Annotated in this window: 19 protein-coding genes; all 19 read left to right on the forward strand. The window is 55.8% G+C overall.

Annotation, left to right across the window (positions count from 1 at the left end; genetic code table 11):
- Positions 1 to 4: 4 nt before the first annotated feature.
- The 19 genes from hepT to DFP98_RS30720 all read left to right on the forward strand — a co-directional run bounded on the left by hepT (position 5) and on the right by DFP98_RS30720 (position 18,739).
- A complete protein-coding gene (hepT, locus tag DFP98_RS30635; RefSeq protein WP_116064443.1) occupies positions 5 to 979 on the forward strand; it encodes a heptaprenyl diphosphate synthase component II in 975 nt (324 codons plus the stop codon).
- 73 nt (positions 980 to 1,052) lie between these two features.
- Positions 1,053 to 1,496: a nucleoside-diphosphate kinase gene (gene ndk / locus DFP98_RS30640; RefSeq protein ID WP_116064444.1), complete on the forward strand. Its 444-nt coding sequence runs from the start codon at positions 1,053 to 1,055 to the stop codon at positions 1,494 to 1,496.
- Positions 1,497 to 1,514: 18 nt separating this feature from the next.
- Entirely contained in the window at positions 1,515 to 2,342 is an 828-nt protein-coding gene (locus tag DFP98_RS30645; protein ID WP_116064445.1) for a CheR family methyltransferase, read from the forward strand.
- Between the two features lie 60 nt (positions 2,343 to 2,402).
- Positions 2,403 to 2,564 (forward strand): hypothetical protein, encoded by a 162-nt coding sequence (locus tag DFP98_RS39300; RefSeq protein WP_181918042.1) that lies wholly within the window; start codon positions 2,403 to 2,405, stop codon positions 2,562 to 2,564.
- 90 nt (positions 2,565 to 2,654) lie between these two features.
- Complete coding sequence (gene aroC, locus DFP98_RS30650; protein ID WP_116064446.1) at positions 2,655 to 3,824, forward strand: chorismate synthase; 1,170 nt, start codon at positions 2,655 to 2,657, stop codon at positions 3,822 to 3,824.
- Entirely contained in the window at positions 3,824 to 4,930 is a 1,107-nt protein-coding gene (gene aroB / locus DFP98_RS30655; RefSeq protein WP_116064447.1) for a 3-dehydroquinate synthase, read from the forward strand. The genes aroC and aroB overlap by 1 nt, the downstream gene beginning before the upstream one ends.
- A gap of 6 nt (positions 4,931 to 4,936) precedes the next feature.
- On the forward strand, positions 4,937 to 5,305 hold the full coding sequence (gene aroH / locus DFP98_RS30660) for a chorismate mutase (protein WP_116064448.1): 369 nt from the start codon (positions 4,937 to 4,939) through the stop codon (positions 5,303 to 5,305).
- Positions 5,306 to 5,965: 660 nt separating this feature from the next.
- Positions 5,966 to 6,703 (forward strand): hypothetical protein, encoded by a 738-nt coding sequence (locus DFP98_RS30665; protein ID WP_116064449.1) that lies wholly within the window; start codon positions 5,966 to 5,968, stop codon positions 6,701 to 6,703.
- Between the two features lie 445 nt (positions 6,704 to 7,148).
- The gene (gene trpE, locus DFP98_RS30670; protein ID WP_116064522.1) at positions 7,149 to 8,726 is read left to right on the forward strand and encodes an anthranilate synthase component I; all 1,578 of its coding nucleotides are present in this window, start codon (positions 7,149 to 7,151) and stop codon (positions 8,724 to 8,726) included.
- Positions 8,727 to 8,748: 22 nt separating this feature from the next.
- On the forward strand, positions 8,749 to 9,795 hold the full coding sequence (gene trpD, locus DFP98_RS30675; protein WP_116064450.1) for an anthranilate phosphoribosyltransferase: 1,047 nt from the start codon (positions 8,749 to 8,751) through the stop codon (positions 9,793 to 9,795).
- Positions 9,785 to 10,591 (forward strand): indole-3-glycerol phosphate synthase TrpC, encoded by an 807-nt coding sequence (trpC, locus tag DFP98_RS30680; protein ID WP_116064451.1) that lies wholly within the window; start codon positions 9,785 to 9,787, stop codon positions 10,589 to 10,591. The genes trpD and trpC overlap by 11 nt, the downstream gene beginning before the upstream one ends.
- Positions 10,588 to 11,274: a phosphoribosylanthranilate isomerase gene (locus DFP98_RS30685; RefSeq protein ID WP_116064452.1), complete on the forward strand. Its 687-nt coding sequence runs from the start codon at positions 10,588 to 10,590 to the stop codon at positions 11,272 to 11,274. Before trpC ends, DFP98_RS30685 begins: the two co-directional genes overlap by 4 nt.
- Positions 11,271 to 12,476 (forward strand): tryptophan synthase subunit beta, encoded by a 1,206-nt coding sequence (gene trpB / locus DFP98_RS30690; protein ID WP_116064453.1) that lies wholly within the window; start codon positions 11,271 to 11,273, stop codon positions 12,474 to 12,476. Before DFP98_RS30685 ends, trpB begins: the two co-directional genes overlap by 4 nt.
- Positions 12,473 to 13,306 carry a tryptophan synthase subunit alpha gene (trpA, locus tag DFP98_RS30695; protein ID WP_116064454.1) on the forward strand — a complete coding sequence of 278 codons (834 nt, stop codon included), beginning with the start codon at positions 12,473 to 12,475 and terminating at the stop codon, positions 13,304 to 13,306. The genes trpB and trpA overlap by 4 nt, the downstream gene beginning before the upstream one ends.
- 156 nt (positions 13,307 to 13,462) lie before the next feature.
- Positions 13,463 to 14,560 (forward strand): histidinol-phosphate transaminase, encoded by a 1,098-nt coding sequence (gene hisC, locus DFP98_RS30700; protein WP_116064455.1) that lies wholly within the window; start codon positions 13,463 to 13,465, stop codon positions 14,558 to 14,560.
- 4 nt (positions 14,561 to 14,564) lie between these two features.
- Complete coding sequence (locus DFP98_RS30705) at positions 14,565 to 15,710, forward strand: prephenate dehydrogenase (protein WP_116064456.1); 1,146 nt, start codon at positions 14,565 to 14,567, stop codon at positions 15,708 to 15,710.
- A 190-nt stretch (positions 15,711 to 15,900) separates the two neighbouring features.
- On the forward strand, positions 15,901 to 16,746 hold the full coding sequence (locus tag DFP98_RS30710; RefSeq protein ID WP_116064457.1) for an STM4015 family protein: 846 nt from the start codon (positions 15,901 to 15,903) through the stop codon (positions 16,744 to 16,746).
- A 2-nt stretch (positions 16,747 to 16,748) separates the two neighbouring features.
- Complete coding sequence (locus DFP98_RS30715) at positions 16,749 to 17,966, forward strand: STM4014 family protein (protein ID WP_116064458.1); 1,218 nt, start codon at positions 16,749 to 16,751, stop codon at positions 17,964 to 17,966.
- A complete protein-coding gene (locus tag DFP98_RS30720) occupies positions 17,954 to 18,739 on the forward strand; it encodes an STM4013/SEN3800 family hydrolase (RefSeq protein ID WP_116064459.1) in 786 nt (261 codons plus the stop codon). The genes DFP98_RS30715 and DFP98_RS30720 overlap by 13 nt, the downstream gene beginning before the upstream one ends.
- Positions 18,740 to 18,748: the final 9 nt, after the last annotated feature.

Genomic DNA, 18,748 nt, shown 5'->3' on the forward strand with positions numbered 1-18,748 from the left:
ACTTATGAAATTAATGCAGCTCTACGCATCGTTAAAACCCGAATTGCAGGCGATCGAGGATCAGATGGCACGAACCGTCACCTCGGATTTGCCGATTCTGAGCGAGACGTCGCTTCATCTACTGAAGGCCGGCGGCAAAAGGATCAGACCTGTGCTCGTGCTGCTTGCGGGCAAGTTCGGAGACTATTCGCTCGAGACGCTCAAGAAGGTCGCGGTGCCGCTTGAGCTGATACATATGGCTACGCTCGTGCACGACGACGTGATCGACGATGCCGATACCCGTCGCGGCCAACTTACCGTGAAGTCGAAATGGGACAACCGGATCGCGATGTATACCGGAGACTATATTTACGCCAAGGCGTTGACGGTTGTAACTGAGTTGGACAAGCCGCGCGTTCATCAGATTTTGTCCGGTACGATCGTACAGGTGTGTATCGGCGAGATGGAGCAGATCCGCGATTTCTTCAACGTCGATCAAAGCATACGCAATTATTTGCGAAGAATCCGGCGGAAAACGGCGCTGCTCATCGCCATAAGCTGCCAGCTGGGCGCGGTCGCGACCGGAGCTCCGGCCAACATCTGCAACGCGCTGTACAGCTTCGGCTATAATCTAGGCATGAATTTTCAGATTATGGACGACTTGCTCGACTTGTGCGGTACCGAGAAGGCGATCGGGAAGCCGCCGGGCAGCGATCTTAGGCAAGGCAATATTACGCTGCCCGTCCTGTACGCGCTTAGGGAAGATTCGATTCGGGACCGTCTGCTGACGGAGATCGAAGCGATCAAGCAGAGTGACGGCCGCGCTGATTCCTCGGCGGCGGTGAAGCTGGTACGTTCAAGCAAGGGCGTGCAGGAAGCGGAACGAATGGCGGACCGCTACATCGCCAAGGCGCTGAAGGCGCTTGATTCGCTGCCAAATATTCCGGCCAAGCGGAATTTGACGGATATTGCAAGATTCGTGGCGAAACGCAGCTACTAGAAGTGATGAAAAGGCTGTTTTTATGGTAATATAGAAAATGACAAGCAGGTTGAATTTGGAAAGGAGGAGGAACATGGAGAGAACATACTTAATGGTGAAGCCGGATGGCGTGCAGCGCGGGCTGATCGGCGAGATCGTCGGACGCTTCGAGCGCAAGGGGTTAAAGCTGATCGGAGCCAAGCTCATGCAGGTATCCGTCGAGCGCGCCGAACGTCATTATGCCGAGCATAAGGGCAAAGATTTCTACGAGAAGCTGCTCCAGTTCATTACATCGGGTCCCGTATTCGCGATGGCGTGGGAAGGAGATCAGGCTGTGGCTCACTGCCGAGCGCTGATCGGTAAAACCAATTCGCTGGAAGCTGCTCCGGGAACGATCCGCAGCGACTTTGCCGTACATACGAATTTCAATTTGATTCATGGCGCCGATTCCTTGGAAAATGCGGAACGCGAAATCGCCATTTTCTTCTCGGATGACGAGCTGGTTTCCTACGATAAAGCCATTCAAGCGTGGATATAAGGGAGAGAGCAGAACGTCATGGGAGACATTCGTTCCATTCCGGGCGCGAGCTTGAGCTCGGGCTTTTCCGAGGACGAGGATTTTTCGCGGTTTATCGTGAATATCAAGAGACTAACCTCCATCGATCTGTCCCAGTATAAGGAAAATCAGATGAGGCGGCGGCTGACGACGCTGCGAATGAAGCACGGATTTCGGTCTTTCGACGAGTATTTCGCGGCTTTGTCGACCGAAGCCCGGCTGCGCAACGAATTTCTCGATCGGATGACGATCAACGTCTCCGAGTTCTGGCGCAATCCGAATCGCTGGCAGGTGCTGCGGGAGAAGTTTCTTACGCAGATGCTGAAGCAGTCCTCTCGGCTGAGTATATGGAGCGCTGCCTGTTCAACCGGGGAGGAGCCTTACACGCTGGCGATGATTATGGATTCGTTGGGCGCTCTCGACAGATCGACCGTGCTCGCCACCGATATCGACGACGGCGTTCTGGCCAAAGCAAGAGAAGGCGTTTATTTGGAACGTTCGTTGCGGGATGTACCGGCCGACTTCAAGTCAAAGTACTTCATTCCGGAGGACGGCGCTTTTCGCATCGACAGCCGCTTGAAGAAAGCGATCAAGCTGCAGAAGCAGAATTTGCTGCTGGATACGTTCGGAAGTCATTTTGATCTGATCGTATGCCGTAACGTTATGATTTACTTTACCGAAGACGCCAAGCATATTTTGTACGGCAAATTCGCGCAAGCGCTTAAGCCGGGCGGCCTGCTGTTCGTCGGCAGCACCGAGCAAATTTTCTCGCCGGGACAGTATGGACTGGAGACGGCCGATACTTTTTTCTACAGACGTGTGAATTGACGTATGTGAATGAATCTTCCAACCGATAATAAGGCTAGTCGAGCCATGCGGAGGGTGTCTATGGACAAACGCAAAGTGATCGCGGCTTATCGGCGAGGATTGATATCTGTACAAGAATGCGCGCAAATATTAGGCCTGGATAACGTGGAGCTACTCGGACATTTGAGAGATCCGGGAACGCCGATAACGAAAGCCGGCAAGAAGCAGTCCGTCCGTACGTGACGGGCTCTTTTCTTGTCAAACGCTTTAACGCTGTACTATAATGATCAGAGATAGGCACGGCTTGCGTGGATATAAAGGGAGGAACCGGAGTTGAGTTTACGTTATTTAACCGCGGGAGAGACGCATGGCCCGCAGCTTACTGCTATTATTGAAGGATTGCCCAGCAACCTGGAGCTGGATTTCGAGGAATTGAATTTTCAATTGCAGCGCCGTCAGAAGGGTCATGGGCGCGGTCGCCGCATGCAGATCGAGACCGATACGGCGCAGATCGTAGGCGGAGTGCGTCACGGCCGGACGACTGGGGCGCCGGTAGCGGTTGTTGTGGAAAATAAAGACTGGAAGCATTGGACTTCCGTCATGAACGTCGAGCCAGTCGAAGGCAGCGACGAGACGAAGCGCCGGGTGTTCCGGCCTCGTCCGGGGCATGCCGATTTGAATGGCGGTTTGAAGTACAACCTGCGCGACTTGCGCAACGTGCTGGAGCGCTCTAGCGCCCGCGAGACGGCGGCGCGAGTCGCGGTTGGCGCCATCGCTCGCCAACTGCTCGGTGCTTTCGGCGTTAAGGTGGCTGGCCATGTCGTCTCGATCGGAGGCGTCGAAGCCGCCGCTCCTAACTTGCCGATCGACGAGTTGATCGCGGTGACGGAGGAATCTCCGGTTCGGGTAGCGGATAAAGAAGCGGAGCAGAAAATGATCGAGCTAATCGACCGCACGAAAGCGGACGGCGATACGATCGGCGGAGTCGTCGAGTGTATCATTACGGGTCTGCCTGTTGGACTGGGCAGCCATGTGCAGTGGGATCGCAAGCTGGACGGGCGCATCGCGCAAGCGGTCGTGTCGATCAATGCGTTCAAGGGCGTCGAGGTCGGCATCGGCTTTGAAGCGGCTCGCATTCCGGGTTCGCAGGTGCACGACGAAATTTTGTATTCCGAGGAGAAGGGCTTCTATCGGGGCTCCAATCGCGCGGGCGGCTTCGAGGGCGGGATGACGACCGGCGAGCCGATCGTCGTACGCGGCGTAATGAAGCCGATTCCCACGCTGTACAAGCCGCTGGCAAGTGTGGACATCGATACGAAGGAAGCGTTCACTGCGCAGGTAGAGCGCTCGGATGCTTGCGCCGTTCCGGCTGCAAGCGTCGTGATGGAGCATGTCGTCGCTTGGGAAGTGGCGAAAGCGTTCCTGGAAAAGTTCGGCGGCGATTCCATCGAGGAAATGAAAGCAAACCTGGACAGCTACTTGAGCCAGGTCGGGGCGTACTAATGGCGAGCGGAACGAGAGAGCTGACCGTAGATCTCGGGGAACGTTCCTATCCGATCTATATTGGAACAGGGCTGATCGCGCAATTGGGGGAGAAATTTGCCGAGCGCGGCTTTCCTGTCAAATCGCCGATCCTGCTCGTAACCGACAGCGCCGTCGAAGGCTTGTATGCTTCTGCGGTTGAAGAGAGCCTGCGCGCGCGGGGCTATACGGTCGCACGAGCGGTCGTCCCGTCCGGGGAAGCGTCCAAGTCGTTGGAGATGCTGGACACTCTCGTTGAGCAGGCGCTTAAGGCGGGATTGGATCGGAAATCGACCGTTATCGCTCTGGGGGGCGGGGTTGTGGGCGATCTGGCCGGCTTCGTGGCCGCATCTTACATGCGCGGCGTGAGGTTCGTGCAGATTCCGACGACGATTTTGGCGCATGACAGCAGCGTCGGGGGGAAGGTCGCCGTTAACCACCGCCTGGCGAAAAACATTATCGGCGCGTTCCATCAACCCGAGTTTGTGCTGTACGATCTCGACACGCTGGCCAGCTTGCCGATGCGCGAAGTGCGCGCCGGTCTGTCCGAGGTGATCAAGCACGGGCTGATCTGGAACGCGGAGTTTGTTGCATGGTGCGACGATAATGCGGAGCGGCTGCTCGGGCTCGACCCGGATGCGCTCGGCTATGCGCTGTATGAGGGCTGCAAGGTGAAATCGATTGTCGTCTCCCGCGACGAGCGCGAGAACGACTTACGCGCGATCTTGAACTTGGGCCATACGATCGGGCATGCGCTCGAGGCTGTGGCCGGATATGGCGAGCTGTTGCACGGGGAAGCGATCGCCATCGGCATGGTTGGCTCGGCCAGGCTGGCGGGACGGTTCGGCTACGCCGCGGACATCGAGGAGACGACGGAGCGGATTTTCCGCAAGTTCGGGCTGCCCGTTCGCATCCCGGAAAGCTGCCCGACCGACGAAATTATGAGCGCGATGCTGCACGACAAGAAATTTTCCGAAGGCAATATGGTGTTCGTCGTGCCTACGGCGATCGGAAGCGTGGAAATCCGTCGCGACGTGCCTTCTGCATGGGTTACGGACATCGTGAACGGATTAAGAGAGGGGAAATAGACGAACATGAGCGTTAGGGGAATCCGCGGAGCCATCACAGTCGAACACAACGAGGAGCAGCTCATTCTGGATGCGACCGTCGAGCTATTGAACGGAATCGTTGAAGTGAATCAATTCGAGCCGGAGGACATCGCCAGCGTGCTCGTCACTGTTACGCAGGACCTGGACGCTACGTTCCCGGCCAGAGCGATCCGCCAGATGGCGGGATGGGAGCTTGTGCCGCTCATGTGCTCGCTTGAGGTGCCGGTCAAGGGCAGCCTGGAGAAATGCATCCGCTTGATGGTGCTCGTGAACACGGACGTGGTGCAGAAGGATATTCGTCATGTCTACTTGAACCGCGCGCAAGCTCTTCGTCCGGATTTGGCGGCGAAGTAAAGGCGGTTTCAGCGCAGCGAGACCGTTTGGGAGCTTTCAGTAAAGCATGCTTGAGTCACGCAGAGTGACTGTAACCATGTTGAGTAAGGTTGCAGCCGCGAATGAGTCGTCAGAGTTGCTATAACCGCGCTGAGTAAGGTTGGAGCTGCGAATGGGTCGTCAGAGTAGCTGCAACCGTGCTGAGTAGGGTTGGAGCTGCGAATGAGTTGGCAAAGTGACTGCAACCGCGCTGAGTAGGGTTACAGCTGCGAATGAACGTTAGAGTAGCTGTAACCGTGCTGAGTAAGGTTGGAGCTGCGAATGAGTCGTCAGAGTGACTGTAACCGCGCTGAGTAAGGTTGCAGCCGCGAATGAGTCGGCAAAGTGACTGTAACCGCGCTGAGTAGGGTTGGAGCTGCAAATGAGTCGTCAGAGTAGCTGTAACCGTGCTGAGTAAGGTTGGAGCTGCGAATGAGTTGGCAAAGTGACTGCAACCGCGCTGAGTAGGGTTACAGCTGCGAATGGGTCGGCTTGAAGGGCTCTGATGCTCCCTTACAAACTTGCTTGAAAAATGCTAGATAGTATGGAATAATGATAATAAATAAACGCGTGAAGCACACGCCGTTTCTCTCTTGTGAGAGGACGGCGTTTTTTTATTTTCCGATAAGGGGGAGATTAGGGATGTCCATTAATACGATGGCAGAGCTTGAGTATCAAAATCTGCTGGAAACGCAAATAAAAAAAGCGAGCGGCATGAGGCTGGAGTTGCTTCAGAAGCAAGATGTAGGGGAGCGCAAATTGATAGTTGAGATCATCTGGCCGGTTAGAAAAACGTTAGAAGGTATAACGTTGGAGAAAGAAATTGTTACTTTAACTGGAGCAAAGGCCTATATCGATGCTTTTGACGAAAATTTCCGATTAGGGTTGGAAAGTGAAGGATTCGTAGCGCATGCGGAGAGGGTGACACGTGCCCGCTTTGATTTTGAAAGAAATAAAATTCGTTCAATGATGGCTCAGGGGATCCATTATACGCCATTCACCTACGATGAAATGGATAAGAGACCAGAGGCTTGTCGGAGAGCGCTCTACGAAATCTACGGGAGGCTCAGTAGTCCAACTAGTCATTTTACTGAAGATCAATTGACTTTGTACGAGCGCGAAGTGATCAGATATGCTTTATGGTTGGGCCGAAGTTTTAGTATCCAGGATGTTCAAACTTGCACGAACAAGGGCGAATATATATGTAGAAAAGTAATTCGATCCTTATTGAAGAAGAGATTAATCAGGCCGCTTTATTTGAATCGAACAAGAAATCATTATTATGTTCTTGAAGAGAAGGCTAGCTCGACAATTTGGTACGCGGCAAGAGACGGGGAACAGGATGACAAAGTGACTCATAACGCGAAAGAAGGAAAATGAAGATAACGATGAGAGGCTGAAAGGACTGTATCGTGCTAGAGCGACAAACGGGGGGGCGCTAAGGCTGCAAGCGATTGAGTGTGTGCTAGAGTTCTGAAGAATACAAAGTGGAGTGAAGGTCTAAGTATGTTCCCCCCGCCCAGTTGCAAAATTAAGCTGAGAAATTAAGCGTTGACGCCATAACTGCCTGATGCTATAGTAAGAAACATATTATGCGGAGCGGAACGGTCGGCCACAGGGACGACAACTTACGCGGAAGCAGCCTAGCAGAGTTGAGATCAGATGAGCGGAGTTGCCGTATTCGACGTGCAGCGCGGATTTGCCGTGCAGGTGTCGGAAGTCGGTCAACATAATCTTATCTATGAACGCATCTCTGCGCAGCAGAGGTGCTTTTTTGATTTTCGGCGAAGAGGGCGCAGCCCGAGCCGACGGGGGAGAGATCAGGATGGATCAGCGTGAGCTTCAGGAAATCAAAGCAATGGCAGGACGCTATAACGTCATTCCGGTCGTACGCAAGCTGCTGGCGGATACGGAGACGCCGATCCGGGTGTTCCAGCATTTGAGCAGAGATAAACGGGCGTTTCTCCTGGAAAGCGTCGAGGGAGGCGTCAAGTGGGCTAGATATTCCTATATCGGCACGGATCCGTTTCTCGTGCTCAAGCTCAAGCATAACGCGCTGACGCTTGAAGAGAGAGGCAAAGTAGAGTCGTATACGACCGCTGAGCCGTTGCAACTGCTAAGGGAGAAGCTGCGATCCTACCGGAGCCCGGCCGTGCCCGAGCTTCCCCCGTTTACAGGCGGCGCGATCGGATTTTTCGGCTACGACCTGCTGCAATATTACGAGCGGAAGCTGCCGCCGCACAAGCATGACGATTTAAACATGGACGACATGCAGTTTATGTTCTGCGATCTGGTCATCGCTTTCGATCATTTCAAGCAGCATGTGCTTGTCATCGGCAACGTGCACATCCCTGAAGGGGCCAGCGATGCGGTCATTGAAGCCTCCTATCTGGAGACGCTGAACGGGATCGACGATACGATCCGCCGGATTCAGCAGCCGATTCCGGTGCAGCCGTCAAGAAGTACGCCTCCGCAGGATCCCGAGCTCGGAGAGGTTTCCTCCAACCTGACGAAGGAGCAGTTTATCGACAACGTCAATCAGGCGAAGGAGTACATTCGAGCGGGAGATATTTTTCAGGTGGTGCTGTCGCAGCGGTTTCACATCGAGACGGAGGTCGATCCGCTTCATGTCTACCGCGTGCTGCGAACGATGAATCCGTCGCCGTACATGTATGTGCTGAAGCTGGACGACGAGGTAATCGTCGGCACGTCGCCGGAGCTGCTCGTTAAAGTCGACAACGGCAAAGTCGAAACCCGCCCAATCGCGGGAACGCGGCCGAGGGGCAATACGCCGGAAGAGGATCTGCAACTGGAGCGAGAGCTGCTCGCCGACGAGAAGGAACGAGCCGAGCACGTCATGCTCGTCGATCTGGGCCGCAACGACATCGGCCGCGTATCGACGTTCGGTACGGTGAAATGCGACAGCTATATGGAGATCGAGCGCTACTCTCACGTCATGCACATCGTGTCCAACGTAACGGGCGAGCTGCGGCCGGACAAAGATTTCTACGACGCATTCCTGTCCTGTCTGCCTGCGGGCACAGTATCGGGCGCGCCGAAGCTGCGGGCGATGGAGATCATCGCGGAGCTGGAGAACGAAGCGAGAGGCGCCTACGCCGGAGCGATCGGCTATCTCGGCTTTTCGGGTAACTTGAATACGTGCATTACGATCCGAACGATCATCTTCAAACATGGCAAAGCGTACGTGCAGGCCGGGGCCGGAATTGTCTGGGATTCCGTTCCGGAAAACGAGTACCTGGAAACGCAGAACAAAGCCAAAGGGATGCTCAAAGCGATCCGGGCAGCCGAAGAGGCGTTCCCGCCTGCCGGCGCGAAGCGCAATGCGAGCGAGTTCTCGACCGTACTGGCGGGAGATCGGCGCACGAATCTGGATTACGATTGATCAAGAGGAGGACTCGGGCAAAATGAGCGAAACGATAGCATTGAGTTTGCCGCAGGCGCTCTCCAAGCTGATGAGCGGGGACGATTTGACGAGAGAAGAAGCGTTCGGCGTGATGACGACAATTATGAAGGGCGAAGCGACCCCGGCGCAAATTGGCGGAACCGTGATCGCACTGCGGATGAAAGGCGAGACGACGGATGAAATTCTCGGCTTCGCCGAGGCGATGCGGGCGGTCTCCAACCGGGTCGCGACCGAGCACAATAATCTGCTCGACACATGCGGGACGGGCGGCTCCGGCGTTCATAAGTTCAATATATCGACGGCCTCGGCGATCATCGCCTCCGCCGCAGGCGTTAGAGTCGCGAAGCACGGAAACCGCGCGATGTCCGGCAAGGCCGGCAGCGCCGATGTGCTGGAAGCTCTCGGCGTCAACATTAATCTGACGGCAGAGCAGGCGGCCGAATGTCTGGAGCAGACGGGAATCTGCTTTATGTTCGCGCAGCTCTACCATCCGGCGCTTAAGCATGCGGCGGCTCCGAGAAAAGAGCTGGGCGTGCGCACGATCTTTAATATGCTTGGACCGCTGGCCAATCCGGCCAGGGCTGACCGCCAAATGATCGGCTTGTATGATCGCTCCCGCACTTCGACAGTCGCTGAGGTGCTGTCCGGTCTCGGACTGAAGCGGGCGATGGTCGTCGGCAGTCATGACGGTCTGGACGAAATCAGCATTTCGGCGCCGACGCAGGTGTCGGAGCTGCGTAATGGCGAGGTCCTTACCTACGACATTACGCCCGAGGAAATCGGTCTGTCGACCGTCTCCCTGAAAGCCGTGCAAGGAGGCAACGCGATGGAGAATGCGCACATCATTCGCCGCGTCCTGGGCGGAGAGAAGAGCGCGTATCGCGACATCGTACTGGCGAACGCGGGAGCTTGCATTTACGTTGCCGGACGCGCCGACTCGCTGAAGGATGGAGTGGCCGTGGCGGCCGAGACGATCGCATCGGGCCATGCCGCCGACAAACTGCAGCAATGGATTGCTACGACGGGAGAGTTGAGCCATGTTTCTTGATCGGATCGTCGCCACCAAACATCAAGAGGTGGAGATGCTTAAACAAACGCTGTCGATATCCGAAGCGGAGAAGCGGATCGCCGAGCTTCCAGCCTGTAAGGGCTTCGAGCGAGCGCTTGTCGGCCGCAACCGTCCGGTCGGGCTGATCGCGGAAGTCAAGAAGGCCAGTCCTTCCAAAGGGCTGATCCGTCCGGATTTCCATCCTGTCAGTCTGGCCCAGGCGTACGAGCGCGCCGGAACCGACTGCATTTCCGTGCTGACGGATGTCGACTACTTCCAGGGAAGCAACGATTACTTGACGGAAATCCGTAGTCAGGTTAAAGTTCCTTTGTTGCGCAAAGATTTTACGATCGACGAACGGCAGATTTACGAAGCGAGATTGATCGGCGCGGATGCGATTTTGCTGATCGCGGCCATTCTGACTCCGAAGCAGCTCGCGGATTTTCATACGCTTGGACGCGACCTCGGCCTGGATGTGCTTGTGGAGGTGCATAATCGTCCGGAACTCGAGACGGTGCTGGAATTTGGGCAAGCGACGCTTATCGGGGTCAACAACCGCGATCTGAAAACGTTCGTTACCGATCTGTCCGTCACGGAACAGTTAATCGGGCTCATGCCGTCCGGGGTCGTTGCGGTCAGCGAGAGCGCGATCGCCACGACGGACGATGTTGCTTACGTTCGCAAGGCGGGGGCGCAGGCGGTGCTGATCGGCGAGCATTTTATGCGTCAGCCGATCGTCGAGGACGCGGTGAACGCGCTGCTCGGACCCGCGCTGAAAGAAGGCGCAACGCAATGACGGACGAGCGCAAGGCGGCAGAACGGTCGACTGCCGTGAAAATATGCGGGATCAAAGAGGAAGCGACCTTGCAGGGCATGGCGGGATTGCAAGTCGACTATATCGGCTTCGTGTTTGCCAAGAGTCGTCGGCAGGTGACGCCGGAGCGGGCCGCCCAGCTCCAAGAGGAAGCGCGGCGCGTTTCGATGGCGAGAGGCAAACCGCCGCTTACCGTCGGCGTGTTCGTCAATCCGACGCTTGAGCAGCTTGCGCAGACGTTAGCCGTTGTGCCGCTGGATGTCGTGCAGCTTCATGGCGAAGAGACGCCGGAGTTTGCGCGCGAGGTGCGGGAGCGTCTATCCGTCGACGTATGGCGGGCGCTGTCGGTGGGGGACGAGGATTCGGCCGAAGGAGCGGCGCGTCTGCAAGCCTATGCCGGCGTTGTGTCGACCGTGCTGCTGGATACGGCGGGCGGAGGAACGGGAAAAACTTTTCGCTGGGACGTGATTCCGGCTTATCAGCAAGCAGCTGCCGACAGCGGACTGAGATTGTTTGTTGCGGGCGGACTTTCCCCGGACAACGCGGACGAGCTCGTCGCAACATATCGGCCCGCAGGCGTCGACATCTCCAGCGGCGTGGAGACCGACGGGGCGAAGGACATCGGTAAAATCGCCGCATTTGCAGAAAGGGTGAACTACGCATGAGTCAAGTGCCGGATCAGCACGGACGCTTCGGTCCGTTCGGCGGAAAATATGTGCCTGAAACGTTAATGAACGCCTTGATCGAGCTGGAGGACGCTTATCAGAAGTATAAGGACGATCCGGAATTTCTGGAAGAGGTCCGCTATTTGCTTAAGCAGTATTCCGGGCGGCCAACTCCGCTGTACTATGCGGAGAGGTTGTCCAACCAACTCGGCGGCGCGAAAATATATCTCAAGCGCGAGGATTTGAATCACACCGGAGCGCACAAGATCAACAATACGATCGGACAAGCGGTGCTGGCGAAGCGGATGGGGAAGAAAAAGGTCATCGCCGAGACGGGCGCAGGCCAGCACGGCGTCGCCACGGCTACGGTAGCCGCTTTGATGGGGCTCGAGTGCAAGGTGTTTATGGGCGAGGAGGATACGAAGCGCCAGCAGCTTAACGTGTTCCGCATGAAGCTGCTCGGCTCCGAGGTCATTCCCGTGCTGTCGGGAACCCGCACTTTAAAGGATGCTTGCAACGAAACGCTGCGTTACTGGGTCAGCCACGTTGAAGATACGTATTACATTCTCGGCTCCGTAACCGGACCGCATCCTTATCCGATGATGGTCCGCGACTTCCAGCGGATTATCGGTCTTGAGTCTCGCGAGCAAATTCTCGAAGCCGAAGGCCGTCTGCCCGATGTTGTCGTGGCGGCGGTCGGCGGAGGCAGCAATGCGATCGGGATGTTCCATCCGTTCATCGGGGACAAAAGCGTTCGTCTTCTGGGCGTGGAAGCGGCCGGTCGAGGCGTCGACACGGAAGAGCACGCGGCGACGATGACCAAGGGTCGTCCGGGCGTTTTCCAAGGTTCGATGAGCTATGTCCTGCAGGACGAAGGCGGGCAAGTGCTGCCGGCTCACTCGATCTCCGCCGGACTCGACTATCCGGGCATCGGGCCGGAGCACGCGTATCTGAAAGATACGGAGCGAGCGGAATATGTGCCGATTACCGACAAGGAGGCGCTTGACGCGCTGTCCACGCTATCCCGTACGGAAGGCATCATCCCGGCGCTGGAATCGGCGCATGCGATCGCGCAAGTGCTTAAAATCGCGCCGACGATGAGCAAGGACGAAATTATCGTCGTCAGCCTGTCGGGACGCGGGGACAAAGATGTGGAATCGATCATGTCGTATTTGGCGAAAGAGGAGGGGCAATCGTTATGAGCGCGACCAATGCGATCGACGCGGTATTCGCGAGGTTGAAGGAAACGGGCGAGACGGCGCTTATTCCGTTCATGACGATGGGCGATCCCGACCTCGAAACTTCTGTCGAGCTGTTGCAAGCGGCCGAAGAAGCGGGAGCGCACATGATCGAGCTGGGCATTCCCTATTCCGACCCGCTCGCGGACGGACCGGTCATTCAACGGGCGTCCGAACGCGCCCTGCGCAACCGGATCAGCCTGCTGGATTGCATGTCCGTCGCTTCCAAAGCAAGGGAGCGCGGCGTGAAGCTGCCGTTCATTTTGTTTACTTATTTTAATCCGGTGCTGCAGCTTGGGCTTGAGCGTTACTTTGAACTGCTCAAGGAGCATGGCTTCAGCGGCATGATCATCCCCGATCTTCCGCTGGAGGAAGACGGCGAAGTTCGCGCTTTGGCGGAAGCAAGCGGGATCCATCTTATTCCGCTCGTTGCGCCGACCTCGGAAGCTCGGGTTGAGCGAATCGCCGCCAGAGCCCAAGGCTTCGTCTATTGCGTCTCCTCGCTTGGCGTGACGGGCGTACGCTCCTCGTTCCACGAGGGTATCGATTCGTTCCTGGCTTCGGTGCGCAAGGCGGCGAGCGTGCCGATCTGCGTCGGCTTCGGCATCTCGAATCGCGAGCAGGCGGAGCGCTTTGCCGGCCAATGCGACGGCGTGATTGTCGGCAGCGCCATCGTGCGCCAGGTAGAAGAGGCGCTGCCGCTGCTGACGTCCGAGCAAGCGGGCGAACGGGAGCGCGGTCTGGCCTCCGTTCGCGATTTTATCGCCGATCTGAAGCCGCGCGTCACGGCCTGATACCATCATTTTTTACGGGAAAAAGCCAAAAGGCACCTGTACAGCACCGCGTTGGTGTGTCACAATAGAAGCACTATAATTTTACGGAGCGACTGATGTCCCGCTAGCGGTGGGACAGGCAGCGCTCCGTTTGCCGTATCTTTAGGAGGGACAGCGATGCAACCGAAACCGAATATTGTCCACTTGCCGGTGTATCAGCCGGGCAAGCCGGTAGAAGACGTAAAGAGAGAGCTGGGCTTGACCGAAGTGATCAAGCTGGCGTCCAACGAAAATCCGTTCGGCTGCTCGCCGAAAGCGAAGGAAGCGATCTCCCGCGAACTCGAAAATATGAGCATCTACCCGGACGGAGCCGCCGTGGAGCTGACGAACGCATTGGCCAAGCATCATGGGGTGAACCCGGATCAGGTCATTTTCGGAGCGGGCTCCGACGAGATCATTCTGATGATTTGCCGCGCGTTCCTGCAGCCGGGGGACGAGACAGTGATGGCGGATCAGACGTTCCCGCAATATAAGCACAATGTGACGATCGAGAATGCGAAGTCGATCGAGGTGCCGCTTAAAGAAGGCACTCACGACCTCTATTCGATGCTGGAACAGGTAAACGAGAAGACGAAAATCGTCTGGATCTGCAACCCGAACAATCCGACCGGAACAATCAATACGGCGGAAGAGGTGGAGTGGTTCCTATCCAAGGTGCCAAGCCATGTGCTTGTCGTGCTTGACGAAGCTTACTGCGAATATCTCGACGATCCTTCCTTCCCGGACGGAATCAAGCTGCTGCAAAAATACCCGAACGTCGTCGTACTCAGAACATTCTCGAAAATTTACGGACTCGCTTCGCTGCGTATCGGTTACGGCATCGGACAGCCCGGCGTCATCCGCAGCATCAATCAGGTGCGCGAGCCGTTTAATACGTCCCGGATGGGTCAGGCGGCTGCGCTGGCAGCGCTGCAGGACGTGGAATTTATCGCCTTCTGCCGCGAAGAGAACAAGAAGGGGCTGGCCTATTTCCGTCAAGCGTTCGAAGATTTGGGCTTAAAAGCGTTCCCGGCGTACGGAAACTTCATTATGGTCGACGTGCAACGTCCGGGTCAGGAAGTGTTCGAGGCGCTGCTCCGCAAAGGCGTTATTATTAGAGCCGGGCATAGGCAATATCCGACGAGCGTGCGGATTACGGTCGGCAATGCGGAGCAAAATGCGAAAGTGGTCGCCGCGCTAACTGCGGTTCTAAAAGAAATCGCGGTAAAGGTGTGACGGTATGAGCGGAGAGTTTAGCGACTTTACGGACTTTAGCGATTTTGATGAAGCGAATCCGATTCGCATCGCCATCTTCGGCGTCGGCTTAATCGGCGGCTCGCTGGCATTATGCTTCAAGGGCAAACCGGGCGTGCACGTCGTCGGACACTCGATCAATGCGGCGTCGACGGAGAAATATGTGGCGCTCGGAGTTGTGGATTCGGCCACGACTTCGCTGGCGGAGGCGGCCCAGGACGCCGATTTTATTTTCCTGTGCGTGCCGGTCGGGCGTTTGGAGGAGTACGTGGACGAGCTGTCCAAGCTGCCGCTTAAGCGCGGCTGTATCATCTCCGACGTTGGCAGTACGAAAGCTTCCGTTGTGCATCATGCCGACAAGCTGGGCTTGCGGGGCGCCGTCTTTATCGGGGGACACCCGATGGCGGGCTCGGAGCGTTCGGGCGTCGAAGCAGCCAGTTATTATTTGCTGGAAAACGCCTATTACGTGCTTACGCCGACGGCGGAAACGCCGCCCGAGTATGTGGGCAAGCTGGAACGGCTGCTTAAGCATACGCGCGCACACATCGTCAAAACCGATGCCGTGCAGCACGACGACATCGTCGGCGCGATCAGCCATCTTCCGCATATCGTCGCCGTTGCGCTGGTCAATCAGATTGCCGGGTATAACGAGTCGAACGAGCTGTACATGCGGCTGGCGGCCGGCGGTTTCCGCGACATTACGCGCATCGCGTCCAGCGATCCGGTTATATGGCGCGACATTTTGCTAAACAATCGCGACGTTATGCTAAAGCTCGTTCGCGATTGGCAGGGCGAAATGGAGCGTTTCGCGGCGCTGCTGGAACGGGAGGACGGCGAGGGGATTGCCGAACAGTTCCGCTCGGCAGGGGTTTTCCGCAGCCAGCTTCCGGAGCGGCGCAAAGGCATGATAACTTCGTTGTTCGAATGCTACGTCGATGTGCCGGACCATCCGGGCATTATCGGCAAGATCGCGACAGAGCTCGGGCAGGCGAAGATCAACTTGAGCAACCTGCAAATTATCGAGAGCCGAGAAGACGTGCCGGGTATTATGCGGCTGTCGTTTAAGCAGGCCGACGATCTGGACCGGGCGACAGCGTTGCTCAAATCGCTCAATTACGACGTTCATATGTAATCGTTTGATAAAGATGAGCATCCCGCTAGTGCGCGGAATCGGCATTTGCCGTTTTCTTCGTGGCGGGGTGCTCTTTTTCGTGCGTGAATAAGAAGCAGTATTGTCGGCATTAAGTGAGTAAATTTGAAATTTCCATATCCGGCTTTTATAATGAACGAAGTATTCGCATTCATTCTCAGGAGGGATCGTCATGTCTGAATGTAAACTGTTTGTCGATTATGATCAACACGAGAATGGAGTCCAGATCGTAGATTTAATAGAGAAGCTGGCCGACAGTCCAGAGAACGCGCAGCTCGAAAGTCTCATTATCGGCGACTGGGGCGGCGCCTACGAGCATGATTCGAGCCCGGTTGTCGAGGCGCTTGTTCGCTTGAAGGACCGTTTTCCGCAGCTGCGCCGTTTGTTTATTGGCGATATGTCTTACGAGGAATGCGAAGTCTCCTGGATTAATCAATCCAATATCGGACCGATTTTGACCGCTTATCCTGAACTGACATCGCTGACGATCAAAGGGAGCACGGGTCTCAGCCTTGATCCCGCTAGTCACGAGAAGCTGGAGGAGCTTGTCATTATTTGCGGCGGACTGGGCAAAGAGGTCATCGCCAGCATTAGCGAAGGAAGCTTCAAGAGCTTGAAAAAGCTGGAACTGTATCTGGGGGTAGAGGATTACGGTTTTGACGGCGGTCTGGAAGACATTCTCCCGCTGATCGAACCCGGTAAATTCCCGAAGCTTACTTATCTCGGCCTCAAGGATAGCGAGATTCAAGATGAAATCGCGATTGCCGTAGCGAACGCTCCGATTGTCGATCAATTACATACGTTAGACCTCTCCATGGGCACATTGTCGGATGAGGGAGCAGAAGCCCTCCTTCAGAGCGAGAAGGTCAAGAAGCTGGAGTTTCTTGATCTAAGCTACCATTATATGTCCGATAAAATGATGAAGCGTTGGCAGGAGTCCGGCATCAAAGCGGATATTAGCGATCATCAGGGCGACGCAGAAGATGAGGATTATCGTTATCCTTCCTTGACGGAATAACGATGAAAGCGATGATTATCATCGGCAATTCCGGCAACAGAAGAACGAACGGACTGCAAGCGGCGAGAGCTCGGCTGGGGTTGCCCCCAGCCTTTGTTTTAGATTACATCGATGTGCTGCAGGGAAAATCGTCTTTACGTTCGCTGGCCGAGCGGTTGAGGCAAATAACGGATGAACCGCCGCTGCTGCGAATCGACGCGCCGGGGGAGCATTTTGAAGTCGAGAGAGAGCTGATTGCGCTTGGCGCTTCCGATGCGGATCGCCCCGGTCTCGGTGACCTCAACGATCGCTGGCTAAAGACGGAGGGCAAAGCGCCGTTTCAACCTGTTTCATCGCGGGCTGCCCGCAGCATGATGGAAATCAAGGGCAAGCTGTATCATCCATCCCAGTGGTTTCGCGGGTATTGCCGTTTGCTGTCGCAGTTGGATCAGGAAGCCGGGCAACTGTGGACCGAGCCGCGTTGGATGAACGCTCCTGAAGACATTGCGGCCATGTTCGATAAGAGGCTGACGCACCGGTTGTTATCGTCCGCCGCATTGCCTGTGCCGAGAAGATTGGCTGCTCCGGAAGCGCTCCCGGATTACGATGCTCTGCGCGAGGCGATGGATAGCGAGAGAGTGCGCCGGCTGTTTATAAAACTCGCAACAGGCTCGGGAGCCTGCGGCGTAATCGCTTATCAAGTCAATCCGGTTACAGGGGCGGAATCGGCGGTCACGACAATCGGCGTGGAAAACTATGCGGCCAAACCTCCGTTATTTTATAACGTCAAAAAGCTGGTGAACTACACCGAGCAGCGTTCCATCCGTCAAATCGTCAACTGGGTATTGGGGCATGGCGCTCATGTGGAGCAATGGATTCCGAAGGCCGCTTATCAGAATCGCACGTTCGATATCCGGCAGCTTGTCGTGTCCGGCAAGTCGTGTCATAGCATCGCCAGAGCAAGCAAAACACCAATAACGAATTTGCATCTAGACAGTCAGCGTTTGAGTTTAGGCGAGGTTGGCTTGTCCGAAGAACTGCAAGCTTCCGTACGCCAATGCGCCGAACAGACGTTAGCGGTATTTCCGCGTTCTGCCGTTGCCGGTATCGACGTGTTACTCAGCAGCGGCTCCTATCGGCCTTTTGTGCTGGATGTGAATCCGTTTGGCGATTTGCTCTATGATTGCTACTACGAAGGATCGAATCCTTACGAATGGGAAATGAAATCATGTTTAATATGAACGAAATTGTAGGCAGTCACGATCTTCTCATGATTACATTGGACACGCTGCGCTATGACGCGGCAGTCCTGGAGGAGAAGAATTGCCCGAATTTGTGCGGCGGCGGGCATTGGGAGCTGCGGCATACGCCGGGCAGCTTTACTTATGCGGCTCATCACGCTTTTTTTGGCGGATTTCTGCCGACTCCGGCGACCAAGAACAAATCGGAACACGTGCGTCTGTTTCATTCGAAGAATACGGGATTAAAGACGCATCCGCATACATGGCAATTTGATTCGACCGATCTCGTATCCGGGCTGCAGGCGGAAGGCTACCGTACGATTTGCATTGGCGGCGTCATTTTTTTCACCAAAAAAGTTCCGCTGGCCAAAGTGCTCCCCGGCTATTTTCAGGAGAGCTACTGGCGAATGACGTTCGGAGTGACGAATCCGCGCTCGACCGAACATCAGGTCAACCATGCGCTCAAGCTGCTGCAAAATGCGGATCAGGGTCAGCGTCTGTTTCTGTTTATGAACGTATCGGCGATTCATGGACCGAATCATTATTTCGTGCCGGGTGCGAAAGTGGACTCGGTTGAGACGCAGCGAGCGGCGCTTCGCTATGCGGACGGTGAGCTCGGTCGGCTGTTTCAGGCTTTCAGAGAACGGGAACGACCCGTATTTTGTATGGTATTCTCCGATCATGGCACCGCTTATGGCGAAGACGGCTATCAAGGCCATAGGTTGGCGCATGAGGTCGTATGGAATGTGCCTTATCGGGAATTTATTTTGTAAGGGGAGAGG

The sequence above is a fragment of the Cohnella phaseoli genome (assembly GCF_003386235.1).
GTDB lineage: Bacteria > Bacillota > Bacilli > Paenibacillales > Paenibacillaceae > Cohnella > Cohnella phaseoli.

Excerpts from the sequence above, each read along its gene's own strand:
- hepT (WP_116064443.1), top strand. The coding sequence starts at position 5 with ATGAAATTAATGCAGCTCTACGCATCGTTAAAACCCGAATTGCAGGCG.
- DFP98_RS30720 (WP_116064459.1), top strand. The coding sequence starts at position 17,954 with ATGTTTAATATGAACGAAATTGTAGGCAGTCACGATCTTCTCATGATT.
- aroB (WP_116064447.1), top strand. The coding sequence starts at position 3,824 with ATGGCGAGCGGAACGAGAGAGCTGACCGTAGATCTCGGGGAACGTTCC.
- DFP98_RS30715 (WP_116064458.1), top strand. The coding sequence starts at position 16,749 with ATGAAAGCGATGATTATCATCGGCAATTCCGGCAACAGAAGAACGAAC.
- DFP98_RS30685 (WP_116064452.1), top strand. The coding sequence starts at position 10,588 with ATGACGGACGAGCGCAAGGCGGCAGAACGGTCGACTGCCGTGAAAATA.
- hisC (WP_116064455.1), top strand. The coding sequence starts at position 13,463 with ATGCAACCGAAACCGAATATTGTCCACTTGCCGGTGTATCAGCCGGGC.
- trpC (WP_116064451.1), top strand. The coding sequence starts at position 9,785 with ATGTTTCTTGATCGGATCGTCGCCACCAAACATCAAGAGGTGGAGATG.
- trpB (WP_116064453.1), top strand. The coding sequence starts at position 11,271 with ATGAGTCAAGTGCCGGATCAGCACGGACGCTTCGGTCCGTTCGGCGGA.
- aroH (WP_116064448.1), top strand. The coding sequence starts at position 4,937 with ATGAGCGTTAGGGGAATCCGCGGAGCCATCACAGTCGAACACAACGAG.
- DFP98_RS39300 (WP_181918042.1), top strand. The coding sequence starts at position 2,403 with ATGGACAAACGCAAAGTGATCGCGGCTTATCGGCGAGGATTGATATCT.
- trpE (WP_116064522.1), top strand. The coding sequence starts at position 7,149 with ATGGATCAGCGTGAGCTTCAGGAAATCAAAGCAATGGCAGGACGCTAT.
- DFP98_RS30645 (WP_116064445.1), top strand. The coding sequence starts at position 1,515 with ATGGGAGACATTCGTTCCATTCCGGGCGCGAGCTTGAGCTCGGGCTTT.
- DFP98_RS30710 (WP_116064457.1), top strand. The coding sequence starts at position 15,901 with ATGTCTGAATGTAAACTGTTTGTCGATTATGATCAACACGAGAATGGA.
- trpA (WP_116064454.1), top strand. The coding sequence starts at position 12,473 with ATGAGCGCGACCAATGCGATCGACGCGGTATTCGCGAGGTTGAAGGAA.
- DFP98_RS30705 (WP_116064456.1), top strand. The coding sequence starts at position 14,565 with ATGAGCGGAGAGTTTAGCGACTTTACGGACTTTAGCGATTTTGATGAA.
- trpD (WP_116064450.1), top strand. The coding sequence starts at position 8,749 with ATGAGCGAAACGATAGCATTGAGTTTGCCGCAGGCGCTCTCCAAGCTG.
- ndk (WP_116064444.1), top strand. The coding sequence starts at position 1,053 with ATGGAGAGAACATACTTAATGGTGAAGCCGGATGGCGTGCAGCGCGGG.
- DFP98_RS30665 (WP_116064449.1), top strand. The coding sequence starts at position 5,966 with ATGTCCATTAATACGATGGCAGAGCTTGAGTATCAAAATCTGCTGGAA.